Genomic DNA, 19,328 nt, shown 5'->3' with positions numbered 1-19,328 from the left:
TCAGACCTTCAAGGAGACACCATGCCCCGCGCCAACACCACGTCCCTGGACCACTACGAAGTCTGGTTCCTCACCGGCAGCCAGCACCTGTACGGGGAGGACGTCCTGAAGCAGGTGGCCGCCCAGTCCCGGGAAATCGCCGAGCTGCTGAACGCTTCGGCCGAGGTGCCGGTCAAGCTTGTCTGGAAGCCCGTGCTCACCGATTCGGACGCCATCCGGCGCACGGCCCTGGAAGCAAACTCCAACGATGCCGTGATCGGCGTGACCGCGTGGATGCACACCTTCAGCCCGGCCAAGATGTGGATCCAAGGCCTGGACCTGCTCCGCAAACCGCTGCTCCACCTGCACACCCAGGCCAACCGGGACCTGCCCTGGGCGGACATCGACTTCGACTTCATGAACCTCAACCAGGCAGCCCACGGCGACCGCGAATTCGGTTACATCCAGTCCCGCCTTGGCGTGCCGCGCAAGACCGTCGTCGGCCATGCCTCCAATCCGGAGGTCGCCCGCCAGCTTGGCATCTGGCAGCGGGCCGCCGCCGGCTGGGCCGCCGTCCGCGCCCTGAAGCTGACCCGTTTCGGCGACAACATGCGCAACGTCGCCGTCACGGAAGGCGACAAGACCGAAGCCGAGTTGCGGTTCGGAGTCTCGGTCAACACCTGGTCCGTCAACGAACTCGCCGAGGTGGTCCATTCCGCGAAAGAGTCCGACGTCGATGCGCTGGTGGCCGAGTACGAGCGCCTCTACGAGGTGGCGGCGGAGCTGCAGGCCGGCGGTGCCCGGCACGAGTCCCTGCGCTACAGCGCCCGGATCGAGCTTGGCCTGCGAAGCTTCCTCGAGGCCAACGGCTCCGCCGCGTTCACCACGTCCTTCGAGGACCTCGGCGAACTGCGGCAGCTTCCCGGCATGGCCGTGCAGCGGCTCATGGCCGACGGCTACGGCTTCGGCGCCGAAGGGGACTGGAAGACCGCCATCCTGGTCCGCGCGGCCAAGGTCATGGGCGGGGAGCTGCCGGGAGGCGCTTCCCTCATGGAGGACTACACGTACCATCTTGAGCCCGGCTCGGAGAAGATCCTTGGCGCGCACATGCTTGAGGTCTGCCCGTCCCTGACCGCCACGAAGCCGAGGGTCGAAATCCACCCCCTCGGCATCGGCGGCAAGGAAGACCCCGTCCGGATGGTGTTCGACACGGACGCCGGACCCGGCGTCGTCGTCGCGTTGTCCGACATGCGCGACCGTTTCCGCCTCGTGGCCAATGCCGTGGACGTGGTGGACCTCGACGCACCGCTGCCCAACCTGCCAGTGGCCCGGGCGCTCTGGGAACCCAAGCCCGATTTCGCCACGTCGGCCGCAGCGTGGCTCACGGCCGGCGCAGCCCACCACACGGTATTGTCCACGCAGGTGGGCCTGGACGTGTTCGAGGACTTCGCCGAAATCGCCAAGACCGAACTCCTGACCATCGACGAGGGCACCACCATCAAACAGTTCAAGAAGGAACTCAGCTGGAACGCCGCCTACTACAAGCTGGCCGGCGGGCTGTGAACACTGAGTTCATCCTCCGCTCGGGCGGCTACGAAGCGATCGTCACCGCCCGGGCGGCTGCCCTTCGCCGGCTCACGTTCGAGGGCCGCGATCTCGTGGTTCCCTTCGCTGCCGGGGAGCCGATCCCCGATTACCGCGGCATCATCGCCGCGCCCTGGCCCAACAGGATCGCGGACGGCATCTACCGTTTCGACGGCGAGGTGCAACACCTCCGGGTCAATGAACCCGAGCGGCAAACGTCGCTGCACGGGCTCGCTTTCCCGTTGGATTGGTCGCCGAAAGAGCACGACGCCGGTTCGCTCACGTTGACGTGCACGGTGGGGCCCATAACCGGCTACCCCTTTGTACTGGAGCTACAGGCGCACTTCACCCTGGACGATGCCGGGCTGCACACGCAGGTGACGGCCCTGAATGCCAGCGGCACGGCTGCGCCCTACGGCGTCTGCCCGCACCCGTACCTGGTGGCCGGACCCGCACCCCTGGACCAGTGGACCCTTGAAATCCCGGCCGGGGCATTCCTGGAGGTCACGCCGGACCGCCTGCTGCCCAAGGGAACGCGCAGCGTGGTGGGCCACGCCTTCGACTTCAGGGCGCCCCGCGCGATCGGCGCCACCGAGATCGACCACGCCTTCACGGACATCGCCTTCGACGACGGTGGCGAGGCGCGCGTCCTCGTACGGGACCCCGGCGGGACCGGCGTCGGCATGTCCTGGGACCGCAGCTGCCGGTGGCTGCAGATCCACACCGCGGACAAGGAACCCCCGGCGGCGAACCGGCTGGGCCTGGCCGTGGAGCCCATGAGTTGCCCGCCGGATGCCTTCAACAGCGGAATCGACCTGGTCCGGCTCGAGGCAGGCGCCACGCACCACGCGGCGTGGACCATCTTCGCAATGTGACCGGCCTTCGCAGTGTGACCGGCCTTCGCAGTGTGACCGGCGCGGTCACAGGCGGTGCCGTGCCGCGTCCTCCCGTCATGGAGGATGTGGCGCGCCTGGCAGGAGTCTCCCACCAGACAGTTTCCCGGGTCCTCAACGGCCACCCCCATGTCAGCGCCAGGACACGGATGCGCGTGGAGCGCGCCATCACCGAACTCGGCTACCGCAGGAATACAGCAGCCCGGCGGCTCGTCACCCGCCGCTCCCACGCCATCGGAGTCCTGGGCGCCGGAATGGGCTTCTACGGTCCCGCCAACACCCTCCTCGGCGTCCAGCAGGCTGCCCGCGAGCACGGCTATTCCGTGAGCATGGCCAGCCTCAGCCGCGTCACGCCGTCGGGAATCACCGATGCCCTTGAACACTTCCTGCTCCAGCCTGCGGACGGAATCGTGGTGATCGCGCCGCACCAAACCATGCTCGCCGCACTGCGCACCATCGCCGTTCCTGTCCCGCTGGTGTCGGTGGGCTTCGGGGCGGGGGACCGGCTGGGCGATGTGGCAGTGGACCAGGGCGCCGGCGCCGCGCTCGCCGTGCAGCACCTGTTGGACCTCGGCCACACTGCGATTGCCCACATCTCCGGACCGCCGGACTGGACTGATGCCGCTGCCCGGTCCGAAGGCTGGCGCCGCACCCTCGACCGGGCCGGACAGTCCGGCGGCCCGCTCATCCCGGGTGACTGGAGCGCAGAAAGCGGCTACCGCGCCGGACTGCAGTTGGCAGCCCAGGGCAACGTCACTGCAGTGTTTGCCGCCAACGACCAGATGGCCCTGGGGGCATTGCGCGCCTTCGGCGAGGCCGGCCTGCGCGTCCCGGACGATATCAGCGTGGTGGGTTTCGACGACCAGCCGGAGGCCGCGTATTTCGTCCCGCCCCTCACCACCGTCAACCAGGGCTTCACGGAACTCGGTGCCCGCTGCATCCGCCTATTGCTGGACGAGATGGAGGGTGGGGCCGCCGGCACCGGCTCGGTGCTCAGCCCCGGCCTCGTGCTCCGGGCGTCGACGGCGCCGCCCCGTTAGCCGTTGGCGGCGATCATCCCCGGACAGTACGACCACGGCCCCGCACCTTCTTCGCAAAAGGTGCGGGGCCGTCGTCGTGCTTGCTATGAACTCAGACCTTGCTCGGGGCGCGGTCGGCCGGGACCGCCGCCGGTTCGGCTGGCGCCGTAGCGTCCTCCGCGGCGGGCGGGGTGGTCCTGAACTTGAAGCGCTTGGCGATGGAGGATCCGCCGCCGGCGCGGTTCTTGTTGAAGATGTCGAAGCCGACTGCGAGGAGGAGCACCAGGCCCTTGATGAGCTGCTGGTAGTCCGTGCCGAGGCCCAGGATGGACATGCCGTTGTTGAGGACGCCCATGATGAGGCCGCCGATCATGGCCCCGGCCACCGTCCCGATGCCGCCCTGCACGGCCGCGCCGCCGATGAACGCCGCGGCGATGGAGTCCAGCTCGAAGCCCGTGCCGCCGGCCGGCTGGGCCGAGTTGAGCCGGGCCGTGAAGATGAGGCCAGCCAGGGCGGCAAGGATGCCCATGTTCACGAAGAGCCGGAAGGTCACCGCCTTGGTCTTGATGCCGGAGAGCTGCGCGGCGTGCAGGTTCCCGCCGATCGCGTAGGTGTGGCGGCCGAAGATGCTGTTGTTCATCAGGGCCGAGTAGCCGATCACCAGGACGGCCAGGACGATCAGCACGATCGGTGTGCCGCGGTAGCTGGCCAGCAGGAAGGTGATGGCGAGCATGAGGATTGCAATGAACGCGGTCTTGGTGGCGAACCATGCCATCGGTTCGTTTTCCAGGTTCAGCCTGCTGCGGACCCGGCGTTCCTTGACGGACTGGAAGAGCAGCGCGGCGGTGCCGACGACGCCCAGCAGCACGGTGAGCCATTCCAGTACCGAGGTCCCGCCGGAAATATCCGGGAGGAAGCCGCCGCCGAGGGCACGCAGCTCGTCCGGGAACGGGGTGATCTGCTGGTTCTTCAAGGTGATGAGGGTCAGGCCGCGGAAGATGAGCATGCCGGCCAGGGTCACGATGAACGCAGGGATGCCAACGTAGGCGATCCAGTAGCCCTGCCAGGCACCCACCAGGGCGCCCACCAGCAGGCAGGCGGGGATGGCGGCCCACCACGGCCAGCCCCAGTGCACGATCATCACGCCGGCCACCGCGCCGATGAATCCGGCGATCGACCCCACGGAGAGGTCGATATGGCCCGCGATGATCACCATCACCATGCCGATGGCCAGGATCAGGATGTAGCTGTTCTGGACCACCAGGTTGGTGACGTTCTGGGGCTGGAGCAGGATGCCGTCGGTGAGGAGCTGGAACAGCAGCACGATCAGGATCAGGGCAACGAAGATGCCGACCTGGCGGAGGCGGCTTGCCAGGAAGCCGAGGGATTCTCGTAGGGCGGACATGGCTGCTATTCCTTCTCTTGGGTCATGTAGTGCATGAGGGTCTCCTGGGAGGCCTCGGAAATCGGTACTTCGCCCGTGATGTGCCCGGCGGACAGCGTGTAGATCCTGTCGCAGATGCCCAGGAGTTCGGGAAGTTCCGAGGAGATCACGATCACCGCCTTACCCTGCGCGGTGAGCCCGGCGATGATCGTGTAGATCTCGTACTTGGCACCGACGTCGATGCCCCGGGTGGGTTCGTCAAGGATCAGCACGTCAGGGTCTGAGAACATCCACTTGCTCAGCACGACTTTTTGCTGGTTCCCGCCGGAAAGCTTCCCGGTGATGGCTGATACCGCAGGGGCCTTGATGTTCATGCTTTCGCGGTAGCCGTTGGCTACAGCGGTTTCGCGGTTCTTGTCCACCCAGCCACGCTTCGCCAGCTTGGGCAGTGCGGCCATGGAGATGTTCCGCTTGATGTCCTCGATCAGGTTCAGGCCGTAATGCTTGCGGTCTTCGGTGGCGTAGGCGATGCCGTGGGCGATCGCCTGTGGAACGGTGGAGGTGTTGATCTCCTTGCCGTACTTGAACACCTTGCCGGAGACGGCCTTGCCGTAGCTGCGGCCGAAGACGCTCATGGCCAGTTCCGTGCGGCCCGCTCCCATCAGTCCGGCCAGGCCCACCACCTCGCCTTTGCGGACGTTGAGGCTGGCGTTGTGCACCACGGTGCGGCTGTGGTCCTGGGGGTGCTGCACCGTCCAGTCCTCGATCCGGAGCACTTCCTCGCCGATCTGCGGGGTGCGGTCCGGATAGAGGCTGTCCAGGTCCCGGCCCACCATGCCGCGGATGATGCGTTCCTGGGTGATCTGGCCCTGGTCCAACCTCAGGGTTTCGATCGACTTGCCGTCCCGGATGATGGTGACGGCGTCCGCCACCTTCCGGATCTCGTTCAGCTTGTGGCTGATGATGATGCTGGTGACGCCCTGGCCCTTCAGATGCAGGATGAGGTCCAGCAGGTGGTTCGAGTCCTCATCGTTCAGGGCCGCGGTGGGCTCGTCCAGGATGAGGAGCTTGACCTCCTTGGACAGTGCCTTGGCGATTTCCACGAGCTGCTGCTTGCCCACGCTGATGTGCTGGATGGGGGTCACCGGGTTCTCGTCCAGCCCGACCCTGGCGAGCAGCTTGGCGGCCTCCAGGTTGGTCTTGCGCCAGTCAACCCAGCCGCGCGGAGCGATCTCGTTCCCGAGGAAGATATTCTCCGCGATGGACAGGTAGGGGCTGAGCGCGAGTTCCTGGTGGATGATCACGATCCCGCGCTTCTCGCTGTCATTGATGGACGTGAAAGCGCAGGGTTCGTTTTCGAAGAGGATGTCGCCGTCGAAGGTGTTGTGCCCGTAGACGCCGGAGAGCACCTTCATCAGGGTCGATTTGCCTGCCCCGTTTTCACCGCAGATTGCATGGACTTCACCGCGGTTCACGTCCAGGGTGACGTCCTGGAGGGCTTTGACGCCGGGAAAGGTCTTGGTGATCCCGCGCATCTGAAGAATGGGTACGTTCATGGTCAATTCCCGCTGATCCGGTGGAGCCTGTTACTTGACGTCCGCTTCGGTGTAGTAACCGGTGTCGATCAGTTCCTGCTTGTAGTCGGCCTTGGTGACGATCACGGACTTCAGCAGGTAGGCCGGAACCACCTTGACCTTGTTGTTGTAGGTCTTGTCGTCGTTGATCTCCGGCTCCTGGCCCTTCAGCGCGGCGTCCACCATCTTCACGGCCTGCTCACCGAGCTTGCGGGTGTCCTTGAAGATCGTGGAGTACTGTTCCCCGGCGATGATGGACTTGACGGAACCCTTTTCCGCGTCCTGCCCGGTCACCACTGGCAGGTCGCCCTTGGAGTAGCCGCCCGTGCTGGTCAGGGCCGAGATGATCCCGATGGACAGGCCGTCGTAAGGCGAGAGCACGCCGTCGAGCTTCTTTCCGGAGCCATAGGCGGCGGTGAGGATGTCCTCCATGCGCTTCTGCGCGGTGGCGGCCTGCCAGCGCAGGATCGCGGCCTGCTCGAACTTGGTCTGGCCGCTGGGAACCTTGAGGGTTCCGGCGTCGAGGTACGGCTTGAGCGTGTCCATGGCGCCGGTCCAGAAGAAGTTGGCGTTGTTGTCATCCGGGCTGCCCGCGAAGAGTTCCACGTTGAACGGGCCCTTGCCCTCAACCTTCTTGCCGGCGGCATCCAGAAGGCCAAGCCCGGTCAGCAGCGAGGTAGCCTGCTGCACGCCCACCTCGTAGTTATCGAAGGTGGTGTAGTAGTCCACGTTGGGGGTGCCGTTGATCAGGCGATCGTAAGCGATGACCTTGACGTTCTGTTCCTTGGCCTTGGCCAGGACGTCGGTCAGGGTGGTGCCGTCGATCGCAGCCACGATCAGGGATTTCGCGCCCTTGGTCAGCATGTTTTCGATTTGCGAGACCTGCGTGGGAATATCGTCATTGGCGTACTGGAGGTCTGTCTTGTAGCCGAGCTTCGCGAGGGATTCCGAGACGTTCTTGCCGTCTGCGATCCACCGTTCGGAGGTCTGGGTCGGCATGGAGATTCCCACCAGGGCGCCGGAGGCATCGGCACTGCTGGTTCCGCTGGCGACGCCAGGGCGGCTGCCGCACGCGGTCGTTCCTGCTGCGAGGGCCAGGACGACGGCAACGGCGCCCAGGAGCTTCTTGAGTCTCACGTAGTTCTCCTTCCGCGGCCCGCTCGGGGCCGCGAATCGTGCTTGCGCGGCGAGCGTCGGTGCTCACCGTGGCCGGCCATCTGCGCCCGGCTTGTGGTGTCAGTGCTGCTGTGTGTTCTGTCGTGTTTTTTCTACTGCGCTTGTCCTGTCGCGCTGTTAGCGCTAACAATCTAGGGTCATGATATCCCGCCGGGGTCCTGTGAAGCAACTCACAGGACCCCGGAGCGGCAGGGCAGTAGGGACTCAGTGCCGCAGGAAGAAAGTCGCCGCCGCGCGCTCGTCCTTGCCGGCCTTGGCGACGCACAGTACGCCGTCGCGCAACAGCAGGTAGCTGCCCGCGGCGTCCACCGACTCGAAGGAGACGCCCGCATTGTCGGACAAGCCGCCGCGCCGCAGGAACGCCGACGACGAGCCTTCCGTGGCCGCGATGGTCACCGCCGCTCCCTGCACACGCAGGTAACGGCCCTTGGTGAGGACCGGTTCGATGACGACCGAGTTCTTCCGGGCGTAGCCGGGCGCGATCCGGAACTGGGATGCTCCCAGCGCGGGGGAGGAGGCTGCGGTGACCGTGACGCCGTCGTGCGCCAGGAAAGTACCCGCAGCGGACGCCGGCTCCAGACGGACCGGAAGTTCGCCGTCGCCCACCGGCACGCCGAAGTCCGGGGTCCCGTCGGCGTGCCAATGCAGCTGCTGGACCCGGGCGTGGCGGTTGGGATCGTAGAGCGGGTCTCCCACGATGGTCCGGTAGGACCGGGCGTGGTAGACGAGGACGTCATTGCCGTCCTCATCCACGGTGAAGGAGTTGTGGCCGGGCCCGTATTGTTTGGAGCCCTCGTTGGTGGTGAACACCGGCAGCGGCGTCTTGGACCAGGACGCCGCATCGAGCAGGTTGGCGGAGGCATCCGCGGTGAGCAGGCCCATGCAGTAATTGGCATCGGTGGCGCTCGCTGAGAACGTGACAAAGATCCGCCCGTTCCGTGCGAGGACGGCTGGCCCCTCGTTCACCTTGTATCCGCGGGTTTCCCAGTCCAGGGTCGGAACCGCGATGCGGACCGGGGTGCTGGACAGCCTGGACGGCGATGACATGGACGCGATGTACAGGCTGGAGTTCACGCCGGTGTCGCTCTGCGCCCAGAGCAGGTAGCGGGTGCCGCCGTGCTCGAAGGTGGTGGCGTCCAGGGAGAAGGTGTCCGCGTGGGTGTACACGCGGACGGGCGGTCCCCAGACGGCGTTTGTCGGATCGGCGGCATCCGTGGAGATGACGTAGATCCGCACCCGGAAGACATCATTGCTGTCGCCGGCGGCGAAGTAGATGTGCCATTGGCCGTCGAAGTGGTGCAGTTCCGGGGCCCAGATGTGCCCGCCCATGGTGCCGGAGGCGGGACGTGTCCAGACCACTGTTTCGTCCGCGCCGCCCAGCCCGGCGATGGTGGGCGAGGAGCGCAGGACAATCCGGTTGTACTCGGGCACGGAACCCGTGAAGTAGTACTTTCCGTCCGTGTGCTTCATCAGCCACGGGTCCGCCCGCTTGGGGACGACCGGGTTGATCACGGGGTCCTGTGCCGGGGCCGCGGCAGCTCCCGGGGCGAGCAGGAGGCTGCCCGCGCCGGTTCCCGCGAATGCGGCTGCGGCCGCTGCGGCGGTCCCCGAACCGAGCAGCAGGCGGCGGGACAGGTGGCGGTTCAAATCCATGGAGTGGTCCTTTCGACGGGCATGGGCTTGCGGTGGTGAGGGTCAGGCGGTTTTCCGGGTGAACAGGCGCTGCAGCAGGATGAAGACCAGGAGTAGGGCCCCGATCACGATCTTCGTCCACCAGGAGCTGAGGGTTCCGTCGTAGGCGATGAAGGTCTGGACGATGCCGAGGACCAGCACCCCCACCACCGATCCCAGGACATAGCCGCTCCCGCCGGTCAGGAGGGTTCCGCCGATTACCACCGCAGCGATAGCGTCAAGTTCCATCCCCTGGGCAGCAAGGCTGTATCCGGAGAGGCTGTAGAAGGAGAACAGGATGCCGGCGACCGCGGAGCAGAGGCCGCTCAGCACGTAGACCAGGATCTTGGTGGTCCGCACGGGAAGGCCCATCAGCATGGCCGAGTTCTCGTTGCCGCCGATCGCGTAGACGGTCCGGCCGAATCGGGTGTGGTGCAGCACGAAGAACGCCGCCGCAACGATGGCCAGCGCCAGCACCACGCCGGGGGAGATGAAGAGTTCGCCCGGGAGCGGGATCTGGGCCTGCGCCATGCCTGTGAAGAAGCCTTCCGTCACGGGAATGGAATCGAGGCTGATGACGTAGCAGAGGCCGCGGGCAAGGAACATGCCGGCCAAGGTGACGATGAAAGGCTGGATGTCGAAGTAGTGGATGATCAGGCCCATCGCGAGCCCCAGGGTGCTGCCGATCAACAGGACCAGGACGATCACCGCCGCAGGGTTCCAGCCCTGCTGGAGGAGGGTGGCGGCCACCATCATGGAGAGCGCGACGACGGCACCCACCGAGAGATCGATCCCGCCGGTCAGGATCACGAAGGTCATGCCGACCGCAAGGACGATGAGGAAGGTGTTGTCGATGAACAGGTTGAGGAAGACCTGGCCGGACAGGAAGCTCGGGTACATGCCGGCGCCCACGGCGAACATTGCGAGGAAGAGTCCCAGCGTGGCGAGGGTGGGGGCGTAGCGGGCGTTCCCGCGCAGTTGCCTGCGCGGTGCCGCGGTTTTCGTCGCTGCGCGGGGTGCGAGCGTTGAGGGCTGGGGCATCAGAGGGCCACCTTTTCCTTGGCGGGTTCCATTGCGGCGGGGCGGGCGGTGGCCTTCAGGCGTGCGAACACCTTCCGGGCCTTCGGTGCCTGGAGGAGGCAGACGGTGATGACCACCAGGGCCTTGAAGACGAGTGTGACTTCCGGCGGAATCCCGAGGGTATACACCGTGGTTGTCAGGGTCTGGATGATAAACGCGCCCACCACGGTGCCGGTGAGGGTGTACCGGCCGCCTGCCAGCGAGGTGCCGCCGATCACCACGGCCAGAATGGCATCCATCTCGATGTACAGGCCGGCGTTGTTGGCGTCCGCCGCCGTGACGTTTGAGCTGATCATGAGGCCCGCGAAGGCGGCGCAGACGGCGCTGAAGACGTAGACGATCCACACGATGTTCCGGGACCGCAGGCCGGCGAGGCGGCTGGCGACCGGGTTGATGCCGACGGCTTCGATGAGGGTGCCCAGCGCGGTGCGCCGCGTCAGGACCGCCGCCAGCACAAAGATGGCAGCCGTGACCAGGATGGACACCGGCAGGGTGAACAGGTAGCCGGCTCCGATCGCCTTGTAGTTGTCGTTGGAGACGGAGATGATCTGTCCGCCGGTGATGAGCTGCGCGATGCCGCGGCCCGCCGTCATCAGCACCAGGGTGGCGATGATCGGCTGGACGCCGATGGTTGCCACCAGGAATCCGTTCCACGCGCCCACCGCGAGGCCGGCGACGACGGCGATCAGGACCGCGGTCAGTGCCGTTGCCGGGGACCCCGGTTCGGGGGACGCGGCGATGTAGGCACAGGATGCCGCACCTGCGATCGCCACCACGGCCCCCACGGAGAGGTCGATGCCGCGGGTGGCGATCACCAGGGTCATGCCCAGGGCGATGAGGATGGTCGGTGCGCCGTTGCGCATGATGTCGATCAGGCTGCCGTACAAGTGCCCGTCCTGCATCCTCAGGGCAAGGAAGTCCGGACGGAAGAGCTGGTTGAGCAGCAGCAGGGCGGCCAGCGCGATGACCGGCCACGCCAGGCGGTGCGCGAAGATGGCTTTGAGCGGGTTGCCCGGCTTGGCGGGCTGGTGCGATGTCATTGGGTACCTCCGGCGATGACCGCCATGACGTCTTCCACGGAGACGCCGTCGTTGTTGATTTCGGCTACCTTTGCCCGGTCCTTGATGACCGCGATCCGGTCGCTGACGCGAAGGACTTCCTCGAGTTCGGAGGAGATGAAGAGGACGGACATGCCTTCGGCGGCGAGCCGGCTCACGAGTTTTTGGATCTGTGTCTTCGCGCCGATGTCGATGCCGCGGGTGGGCTCGTCGAGGATGAGGAGTTCCGGATGGGTCACCAGCCAACGGGCAAGAAGCACCTTCTGCTGGTTGCCGCCGCTGAGGTTCCTGATGAGCGCTTCCGGGTTGGCCGGCCGGATGTCGAGGGCCTCAATGTACTCGGCCACCAGTTCGTCCTGGGTGCGGCGGGGAATGCGGCGGGCCCAGCCCTTGCTCGCCTGCATGGCCAGCACCAGGTTGTCGCGGACGGACAGGTCGCCGATCAGCCCCTCCTTCTTGCGGTCTTCCGAGCAGAAGGCGATCCGCTGGTCGATGGCGGCGCGCGGGGACCGGATCCTGTGTTCGCTTCCCTTGATCCTGATGAGCCCTTCATCTGCCTTGTCGGCGCCGAAGAGCAGCCGGGCGATCTCAGTGCGGCCGGCGCCGAGCAGGCCGGCCAGTCCGAGGACTTCGCCGGGGTGGATGGACACGTCCACGTTGGCCACAGAGCCCTTGCGGCCGAGGCCTTCGGTTTCCAGGAAAGGCGTGCCGTCCGCGGAGCGGCTGCGGGTGCGGGCGGGAGCCTCGTCCAGTTCGGCAAGGGCCTCGAGTTCCTTGCCGATCATCTTGGAGATGAGGCTCATGCGGGAAAGGTCCCGGGTCAGGTATTCGCCCACGAGCCTCCCGTTCCTGAGCACCGTCATCCGGTCGGAAATTTCGTAGACCTGTTCCAGGAAGTGTGAAACGAACAGGATGGCGACGCCGCGGTCCCGCAGCTGCCGGATGACGCCGAAGAGCTGGGCCACTTCTCCCGCATCGAGGCTTGACGTGGGCTCGTCCAGGATGAGGACCTTGGCGTTGACCTCCACGGAGCGTGCGATGGCGATCAGCTGCTGGACCGCGATGGAATGGCTGGACAGGAGGGAACCGGGGTCAACGTGTTCCAGCTGCAGTTCCGCGAGGACTTCCCTGGTGCGCGAGCGCACCCCTTTCCAGTCGATCGCCCCGCGGCGCCGCGGCTCCCGGCCCAGCAGGACGTTTTCCTCGACGGTGAGGTTGGGGCAGAGGTTGACTTCCTGGTAGACGGTGCTGATGCCGGCGGCCTGGGATTCCGCGGGGGCGGTGAAGCGCTTTGTCTCCCCGAGGACCGTGATGGTTCCTGAGTCAACCGTGTAAACCCCCGTCAGGGCCTTGATCAGGGTTGACTTCCCGGCGCCGTTTTCGCCCATCAGGGCGTGGACCTCGCCTTGGAAGAGCCGGAAGTCGACGCCGTCGAGCGCCTTCACCCCCGGGAAGCCGATGGCAATGTCGGTCATCTCGACGACCGGAACGATTTCGTTCATCCTCTTGTCTTTTCTGTGCTGGTCTGCCTTGCGGCCGGAGTTCCGTGCGGCGGCAGCCGGGTGCCGCCGCACGGGGTTCCGGGGGGCGCCGGAACGGGTACTGGCCTAGTAGGGGCGCGTGGCCAGGGCCTGCTTCGCCTGCTCCTGGGTAAAGGTGGTTTCCTCGGTGACGACGCGCTCTGGCACGCTCTCGCCGGCGACGACCTTCTTGGCCAGGTCCATCAGCTGGTCGCCGAGCATCGGGCTGCACTCGACGATGTAGTTGATCTTGCCGTTGCTCAGGGCGGTCATGCCGTCCTTGACGGCGTCGATGGTGATGATCTTGATGTCCTTGCCCGGCACCTTGCCCGCGGCTTCGATGGCCTCGATTGCGCCAAGGCCTTCGTCATCGTTGTGGGCAAACACGACGTCGATGTCGGCGTTGTTCTTGAGGAACGCCTCCATGACCTGCTTGCCGCCGCTGCGGGTGAAGTCGCCGCTCTGGGAGGCGATGACCTTGAGCTTCGGATCGGACTTGATGGCCTCCGCGAAGCCTTCCTTGCGGTCGTTCGCCGGGGCGGACCCGGTGGTGCCCTGGATTTCGACGATGTTCACGGTGTCCGTGGCGGACTTGGAATCCTTCACCAGCCATTCGCCTGCCTTCTTGCCTTCTTCCACGAAGTCGGAGCCAAGGAAGGTCTTGTAGAGGGACTTGTCTGCCGAATCCACCGCCCGGTCGGTGAGGATCACCGGGATCTTCGCGTTCTTGGCTTCCTTCAGCACCGTGTCCCAACCCGATTCCACCACCGGCGAGAAGGCGATGACATCGACCTTCTGCTGGATGTACGAGCGGATGGCCTTGATCTGGTTTTCCTGTTTCTGCTGGGCATCAGAGAACTTCAGCTCGATGCCTGCCTTCTTGGCCGAGTCCTGGACGGACTTGGTGTTGGCGGTGCGCCAGCCGCTTTCGGCGCCCACTTGGGCAAAGCCCATGGTGATCTTGTCGTTGCCGGAGGCGCCCGCCGCGCCGGCGCCCGCGCTGCCGCCGCAGGCGGTGAGGGCGAGCATGGATGCGGCAGCCACCGCAAGCAGGGATTTCTTGAACACAATTTCCTCCCGGAGGCGTAGGTACATGCAGGCGGGAGAAACTCGTACACCGCCATTGCTGCAAGTGAGCTGATGCGCTCTGCGAAACATTGTGAACGCTAACAATTTCATCGTCAAGTAGCCTGCGTCACAAATCCAATCCGCCCCGAAGGGCCTGTGGGGCTTTTTGAAAACCCCTTTACAAGCCGTGCGGCAATGGCGAATACTCGTGTCCGGCGACACGGTTGTTAGCGTTCACAAAGTTGTTGGAGCTGGCCATTCAGATTGTTCGATGCGCCCTTCGGCACGATGCCGGAACCGGCCGGACGCCGCCCCCAAGTCCTGCGCCGTAGTCCCGGCGGACCATTCAATGGAGAAAGGCCCTTTCCCATGTCAAGCAAAGCAACTAGCCCCGCCAGGCGGGCATGCACCATGGTGCTTGCCGGCTCACTGGCCGCAGCCGTGCTGGCCCTCGCGCCGGCCATCGGAGCGAGCGCCGAACCGCCGGAGAACCGCACCATCAACATCAACGCCGCAGGCTCGGGAGCATCGATCGAGCCGACCATGTACGGGGCCTTCTTCGAGGACATCAACCAGGGCGCCGACGGCGGCATCTATGCCGAACTCGTCCAGAACAGGTCGTTCGAGTTCAACTCCGCCGACAACCGAACGTTTACCCCGATGACCGCTTGGGAAACCCTGCGGCGCGGCAGCGATGGAACGGTCGCCGTCGTCAACGACGGTGACCGGCTGAACGAGAACAACCGGAACTACCTGCAGATCGACGCCACCACGGCCGGCGCGGGAAGCGGCGCCGGCGTCGGCGTGCGCAACAGTGGCTGGAACGCCGGGCAGAAGCTCGAGGCGAAGAAAAAGTACAACTACTCGGTGTGGGCGCGGACCTCCAACCCCGCTGGCTCCACCCTTGCCGTGACGCTGGAGACGGCGGAAGGCACCCGGCTGGCCCTGGCCACCATCAAGGTCAAAGGTGACAACTGGGCCAAGTACGAGACCACCCTGTCGCCCAAGTCCTCCACCGGCGCCGGCCGGCTCGCCACCGTGGTCCAGGGAACGGGCACAGTCCGGCTGGACATGGTCTCCCTGTTCCCCGAGGACACCTGGAACGGCCGGGAAAACGGCCTGCGCAAGGATCTTGCCGAGAAGATCGATGCCCTGCACCCCGGATTCCTGCGCTTCCCCGGCGGCTGCATCGTCAACACCGGGAGTTACGACAGCTACACCGCGCCCAACTACACCCGGGCCCGCACGTACCAGTGGAAGGACACCATCGGCCCGGTGGAGCAGCGCCCGGCCAACCGGAACTTCTGGGGCTACAACCAGAGCTATGGCCTGGGCTACATGGAGTACTTCCAGTGGGCCGAGGACATGGGTGCGGTTCCCGTGCCGGTGGTTCCCGTGGGCGTGACCGGCTGCGGGGACAGCAACCGGGCCCCGGACCAAGCAACGCTCGACCGCTACATCCAGGACACCCTGGACCTGATCGAATTCGCGAACGGCGACGCCAGCACCGAATGGGGCGCCAAGCGCATCGCCTACGGCCACCCCGCACCCTACAACCTCGAACGCATCAGCCTGGGCAACGAGGAATACAAGCCCGAATTCAAGGCGTACTTCACCCAGTTCTACAACGCCGTGCGCAAGGCCCACCCCGAAATCAAGATCATCGGAAACACCGGCCCGTTCAGCCAAGGCCCGGAGTTCGAGGACCTCTCTGCGTTCAACGCCACCACGGGCGTGGACCTGGTGGACGAGCACTACTACAACGAGCCGTCCTGGTTCCTGAACAACAACCACCGCTACGACTCCTACAGCCGCGACAGCTACGAGGTGTTCCTCGGTGAATACGCGTCCAGGGGGAACAAGCCCGAGAACGCGCTGGCGGAAGCCTCCTACATGACCGGCCTCGAGCGGAACGCGGATGTGGTCAAGATGGCGTCCTACGCGCCGCTGATCGCGAACGTGGCCAACACCCAGTGGAGCCCGGACATGCTGTTCTTTGACGGCACGTCCGTCCGGAGCACCCCCAACTACGAGGTCCAGAAGCTGTTCATGAACAACGTCGGAACCCAGGTGGTGCCCAGTACCCAGGACAACCCGGCCTCCACCGTGGCGCCGATCGCCGGCAAGATCGGCCTCTCCACCTGGGCCACTTCCGCCCGTTACGACAACGTCAAGGTCACCGGCGCGGACGGCGCCACCCTGTTCAGCGATGACTTCTCCGAAACGGCGGCAGCCTGGACCGGCAACGGCACGGGGTCCTGGTCCATCCAGAACGGCGCCTACGTGCAGTCCAGCACCACCGCCCAGAACACCATGGTGACGGCCGGCAGTGCCGACTGGAACAACTACACGCTCAGCACCAAGGCCACCAAGCTGGCCGGCTCGGAAGGCTTCCTCGTCGCCTTCGGCGTGAAGGACACCGGAAACTACTACTGGTGGAACCTGGGCGGCTGGAACAACACGAAGTCCGTCGTCGAAAAAGCCGTCAACGGAGGCAAGACAAACGTCATCGAAAAGAACACCACCATCGAGACCGGCAAGGAATACGACATCCGGATCGAAGTGTCCGGACGCGTGGCCAAGCTCTACCTCGACGGCGTCTTGTGGGGCACGGTGGACGATTCCCAGGCCGACCCCGTGTACTCGGTGGTCACCAAGGACGCCGCGTCCGGCGACACCATCGTGAAGGTGGTCAATACCTCCGCCGAAAAGACCCCGGTGGACATCAAGGTGGCCGGCGCGGCCAACATCGGTGCCACGGCGGCGGTGACCACGCTCAAGCAGACCGCCGACGGGCAGAACCTGTCCCCGGCGTCGAGCACCTTCAGCGGTGCGGGATCTGCCTTCACGTATGAGTTCGAGCCCAAGTCGGTGACCTTCATCCGGCTCGCCGCAGCCCGCAAGTAGGCAACACCGAAGCCCATGGCTTGGACCGGGAAGGCCCGGCTGGATCGCAGCCGGGCCTTCCCTTGCCATCCCACCGTTTGCTTCCATCATCCAGTTCAAGCGGCCTCCGGGCCGCCCGACACGAAAGTGTGACCCATGCTCCCGCTCCACTCACGGGCCCGCACCGGCCCGGCCATCACCACGGCAGCCGCACTGGCCGCATCCGCGGCGCTCGCCCTCGGCAGCCTGGCCGCCGGCACAACCGCACATGCCGCCGTCGACGACGGACTGGTCCTTAAGTACAACCTCACGCAAACCGCCGGCACCGTGGCGGAGGACAGCTCCGGCAACGGACGCAACGGCGTGGTCAGCGGCGACGCCACCCTGCTGGGCGCCGAAGGGCTGCAGCTCGGCGGCAGCAACGGCTACGTCAAGCTGCCGGACGACGTCATGCGCGGCCTCGACTCCATCACGGTCTCCACGGATGTGAAGATCGCAGCGGACCAGGGCACGCCCTACTTCATCTGGGGTCTGGGCAACACCAGCAACGGCGCGGGCAACGGCTACCTCTTCACCACCGGAAACTCCTACCGCACCTCCATTGCCAGCGGAAACTGGTCCACCGAACAGACCACCAGCGCCAACCGGGATCTTGCGCGAGGGGCCTGGAAGACCATCACCTATACCCTCAGCGGCGGAACCGCCGTTCTTTACGAGGACGGCACCGAAGTAGCCCGGAAGACCGGCGTCACGATCACGCCGGGCAGCATCGGAGGAGGAACGACGACGGCGAACTACCTGGGGCGCTCCGTCTACAGCGCGGACAAGTACCTCAAGGGCCAGGTCCGCGACTTCCGCATCTACGACCGGGCCCTCTCAGCGGACGAGGTCCGCGAACTTGGCTACGTTTCCCCGGAACAGCGGGTCGCGCTGGACCTGCAGGAGCTGACCTTGGGCGATACCTCCGCCGTGACGGCGGACCTGTCGCTGCCCGCCGCCGGCCCCAACGGCTCCGTTTACACCTGGTCGTCCACCGACCCTGCCACGGTGTCCGCGGACGGTGCGGTGACCCGCCCGGCCTACCGGACGGGAAACGCCTCCGTGACGCTGACCGCTACGGCCACCTCCGGCGGAGCATCGGCGTCGAAGTCCTTTGCCGTCACGGTGCTGGAAGACATCAGCGACCGGCAGAAAACCACTGAGGCCGCGGCAGCGCTGAACGTGTGGGATGCCGACGCGATCCGCGGCAACATCACCCTTCCCACGGCGGGGCTGCACGGCACCAAGGTGGAATGGAAATCGGGCGACGACGCCGTCATCACCGCCACGGGCGAGGTCACCCGGCCCGCCTACGGCAGCAAGCCCGCCGTGCTCAACCTTCAGGCCACCGTCACGGCCGGAAAAGCCAAGGAGCAGAAGCGGTTCCGCGTCACGGTGCTTCCGCTGCCCAGGGCCGAAGCCAAGGAAGGCTATGCCTTCGCGTACTTTACCGGCAACGACCTCGCCGGGGAGAACATCTACATGGCCGCCAGCCGCGGCAACGACGCCCTGAAATGGGACGAACTGAATGGCGGCAAGCCCGTGCTCAGTTCGAGCCTCGGCACCAAGGGACTGCGCGACCCCTTCGTCATCCGCTCCCCGGAGGGCGACAAGTTCTACCTGATCGCCACCGACCTCTCGATCGGCAGCGGAACCAGCTGGGATGCTTCCCAGCGCCAGGGCAGCCGGTACATCGAGGTCTGGGAGTCCACTGACCTGGTCAACTGGTCCGCGCAGCGGCACGTGAAGGTCTCGCCGGACACCGCCGGGAACACCTGGGCGCCGGAAGCACACTATGACGCCAGGATCGGCGCCTACGTGGTGTACTGGGCGTCGAAGATTTACGCGGACAACGATCCCAACCACAGCGGCGGCACCTACAACAAGATGATGTACGCCACCACCCGGGACTTCCGTACCTTCAGCGAGGCCAAGGTGTGGAACGACCCCGGCAACTCGGTCATCGACTCGACGGTCATCGAGGAGGGCGGCACCTTCTACCGGTTCACCAAGGACGAGGGCCAAGTGTCGGGCTGCCTGGACATCATGCAGGAGAAGTCGGACGACCTTCTGGCGGTGGACCTCCCGGCCACCAGCCCGCGCAACTGGACCCTGATGGGAAACTGCATCGGCAAGAAGGCAGGAACCGGCGGGGTGGAGGGGCCCACGGTCTTCAAGTCGAACACCGGGGACAAGTACTACCTGTTCGTCGATGAATTCGGCGGCCGCGGCTATATCCCGCTCGAAAGCACCAGCCTTGAAAACCCGGACTGGAAGCTCTCCACGAACTACGAGCTGCCCCGGGCGCCGCGCCACGGCACGGTCCTGCCGGTCACCAAGACCGAGCTGGAGCGGCTGCGCACCCAGCTCGGCTGAGCAGGCAACGGACACAAGAAA

Annotated in this window: 13 protein-coding genes; 5 read left to right on the top strand and 8 right to left on the bottom strand. The window is 65.7% G+C overall.

Features of this window, described 5'->3' with window-relative positions; all coding sequences use genetic code 11:
* Positions 1–21 precede the first annotated feature (21 nt).
* From araA to ACN9M4_RS15565, 3 genes are all read left to right on the top strand, one after another.
* Complete coding sequence (gene araA / locus ACN9M4_RS15575) at positions 22–1,542, top strand: L-arabinose isomerase (protein WP_426299412.1); 1,521 nt, start codon at positions 22–24, stop codon at positions 1,540–1,542.
* Positions 1,539–2,438 (top strand): aldose 1-epimerase family protein, encoded by a 900-nt coding sequence (locus ACN9M4_RS15570; RefSeq protein ID WP_426299410.1) that lies wholly within the window; start codon positions 1,539–1,541, stop codon positions 2,436–2,438. The genes araA and ACN9M4_RS15570 overlap by 4 nt, the downstream gene beginning before the upstream one ends.
* A 77-nt stretch (positions 2,439–2,515) precedes the next feature.
* Positions 2,516–3,496 (top strand): LacI family DNA-binding transcriptional regulator, encoded by a 981-nt coding sequence (locus tag ACN9M4_RS15565; RefSeq protein ID WP_426303496.1) that lies wholly within the window; start codon positions 2,516–2,518, stop codon positions 3,494–3,496.
* Between the two features lie 91 nt (positions 3,497–3,587).
* Here ACN9M4_RS15565 and mmsB read toward each other — a convergent pair whose 3' ends face one another.
* The 8 genes from mmsB to ACN9M4_RS15525 form a co-directional block, all read right to left on the bottom strand.
* Positions 3,588–4,880 (bottom strand): multiple monosaccharide ABC transporter permease, encoded by a 1,293-nt coding sequence (gene mmsB, locus ACN9M4_RS15560; protein WP_426299408.1) that lies wholly within the window; start codon positions 4,878–4,880, stop codon positions 3,588–3,590.
* 5 nt (positions 4,881–4,885) lie between these two features.
* Complete coding sequence (mmsA, locus tag ACN9M4_RS15555) at positions 4,886–6,415, bottom strand: multiple monosaccharide ABC transporter ATP-binding protein (RefSeq protein ID WP_426299406.1); 1,530 nt, start codon at positions 6,413–6,415, stop codon at positions 4,886–4,888.
* Between the two features lie 30 nt (positions 6,416–6,445).
* Positions 6,446–7,570: a multiple monosaccharide ABC transporter substrate-binding protein gene (gene chvE, locus ACN9M4_RS15550; RefSeq protein WP_426299404.1), complete on the bottom strand. Its 1,125-nt coding sequence runs from the start codon at positions 7,568–7,570 to the stop codon at positions 6,446–6,448.
* Positions 7,571–7,813: 243 nt separating this feature from the next.
* Positions 7,814–9,262, bottom strand: a complete 1,449-nt coding sequence (locus ACN9M4_RS15545) for a family 43 glycosylhydrolase (RefSeq protein WP_426299402.1) — start codon at positions 9,260–9,262, stop codon at positions 7,814–7,816.
* A gap of 42 nt (positions 9,263–9,304) precedes the next feature.
* Positions 9,305–10,321: a galactofuranose ABC transporter, permease protein YjfF gene (gene yjfF, locus ACN9M4_RS15540; protein WP_426299400.1), complete on the bottom strand. Its 1,017-nt coding sequence runs from the start codon at positions 10,319–10,321 to the stop codon at positions 9,305–9,307.
* Positions 10,321–11,400, bottom strand: coding sequence for an ABC transporter permease (locus ACN9M4_RS15535; protein ID WP_426299398.1), 1,080 nt, complete (start codon positions 11,398–11,400; stop codon positions 10,321–10,323). Before ACN9M4_RS15535 ends, yjfF begins: the two co-directional genes overlap by 1 nt.
* A complete protein-coding gene (locus tag ACN9M4_RS15530) occupies positions 11,397–12,920 on the bottom strand; it encodes a sugar ABC transporter ATP-binding protein (protein ID WP_426299396.1) in 1,524 nt (507 codons plus the stop codon). Before ACN9M4_RS15530 ends, ACN9M4_RS15535 begins: the two co-directional genes overlap by 4 nt.
* Positions 12,921–13,025: 105 nt before the next feature.
* Entirely contained in the window at positions 13,026–14,006 is a 981-nt protein-coding gene (locus ACN9M4_RS15525; protein WP_426299394.1) for an ABC transporter substrate-binding protein, read from the bottom strand.
* A 369-nt stretch (positions 14,007–14,375) separates the two neighbouring features.
* Here ACN9M4_RS15525 and ACN9M4_RS15520 point away from each other — a divergent pair, with 369 nt between their 5' ends.
* Positions 14,376–16,913 (top strand): alpha-L-arabinofuranosidase C-terminal domain-containing protein, encoded by a 2,538-nt coding sequence (locus tag ACN9M4_RS15520; RefSeq protein ID WP_426299392.1) that lies wholly within the window; start codon positions 14,376–14,378, stop codon positions 16,911–16,913.
* A gap of 135 nt (positions 16,914–17,048) precedes the next feature.
* On the top strand, positions 17,049–19,307 hold the full coding sequence (locus tag ACN9M4_RS15515) for an immunoglobulin-like domain-containing protein (protein WP_426299390.1): 2,259 nt from the start codon (positions 17,049–17,051) through the stop codon (positions 19,305–19,307).
* Positions 19,308–19,328: the final 21 nt, after the last annotated feature.

The sequence above is a fragment of the Arthrobacter sp. R-11 genome (assembly GCF_049913155.1).
Taxonomy (GTDB): Bacteria; Actinomycetota; Actinomycetes; order Actinomycetales; family Micrococcaceae; genus Arthrobacter.
The sequence above is the reverse complement of the archived record's forward strand: the minus strand, read 5'-3'. Positions and strand labels throughout refer to the sequence as shown.

Bases quoted from the DNA above. Each gene is read 5' to 3' on its own strand.
- mmsA (WP_426299406.1), bottom strand. From the start codon at position 6,415: ATGAACGTACCCATTCTTCAGATGCGCGGGATCACCAAGACCTTTCCC.
- ACN9M4_RS15545 (WP_426299402.1), bottom strand. From the start codon at position 9,262: ATGGATTTGAACCGCCACCTGTCCCGCCGCCTGCTGCTCGGTTCGGGG.
- yjfF (WP_426299400.1), bottom strand. From the start codon at position 10,321: ATGCCCCAGCCCTCAACGCTCGCACCCCGCGCAGCGACGAAAACCGCG.
- ACN9M4_RS15535 (WP_426299398.1), bottom strand. From the start codon at position 11,400: ATGACATCGCACCAGCCCGCCAAGCCGGGCAACCCGCTCAAAGCCATC.
- ACN9M4_RS15520 (WP_426299392.1), top strand. From the start codon at position 14,376: ATGTCAAGCAAAGCAACTAGCCCCGCCAGGCGGGCATGCACCATGGTG.
- ACN9M4_RS15515 (WP_426299390.1), top strand. From the start codon at position 17,049: ATGCTCCCGCTCCACTCACGGGCCCGCACCGGCCCGGCCATCACCACG.
- ACN9M4_RS15565 (WP_426303496.1), top strand. From the start codon at position 2,516: ATGGAGGATGTGGCGCGCCTGGCAGGAGTCTCCCACCAGACAGTTTCC.
- ACN9M4_RS15530 (WP_426299396.1), bottom strand. From the start codon at position 12,920: ATGAACGAAATCGTTCCGGTCGTCGAGATGACCGACATTGCCATCGGC.
- araA (WP_426299412.1), top strand. From the start codon at position 22: ATGCCCCGCGCCAACACCACGTCCCTGGACCACTACGAAGTCTGGTTC.
- mmsB (WP_426299408.1), bottom strand. From the start codon at position 4,880: ATGTCCGCCCTACGAGAATCCCTCGGCTTCCTGGCAAGCCGCCTCCGC.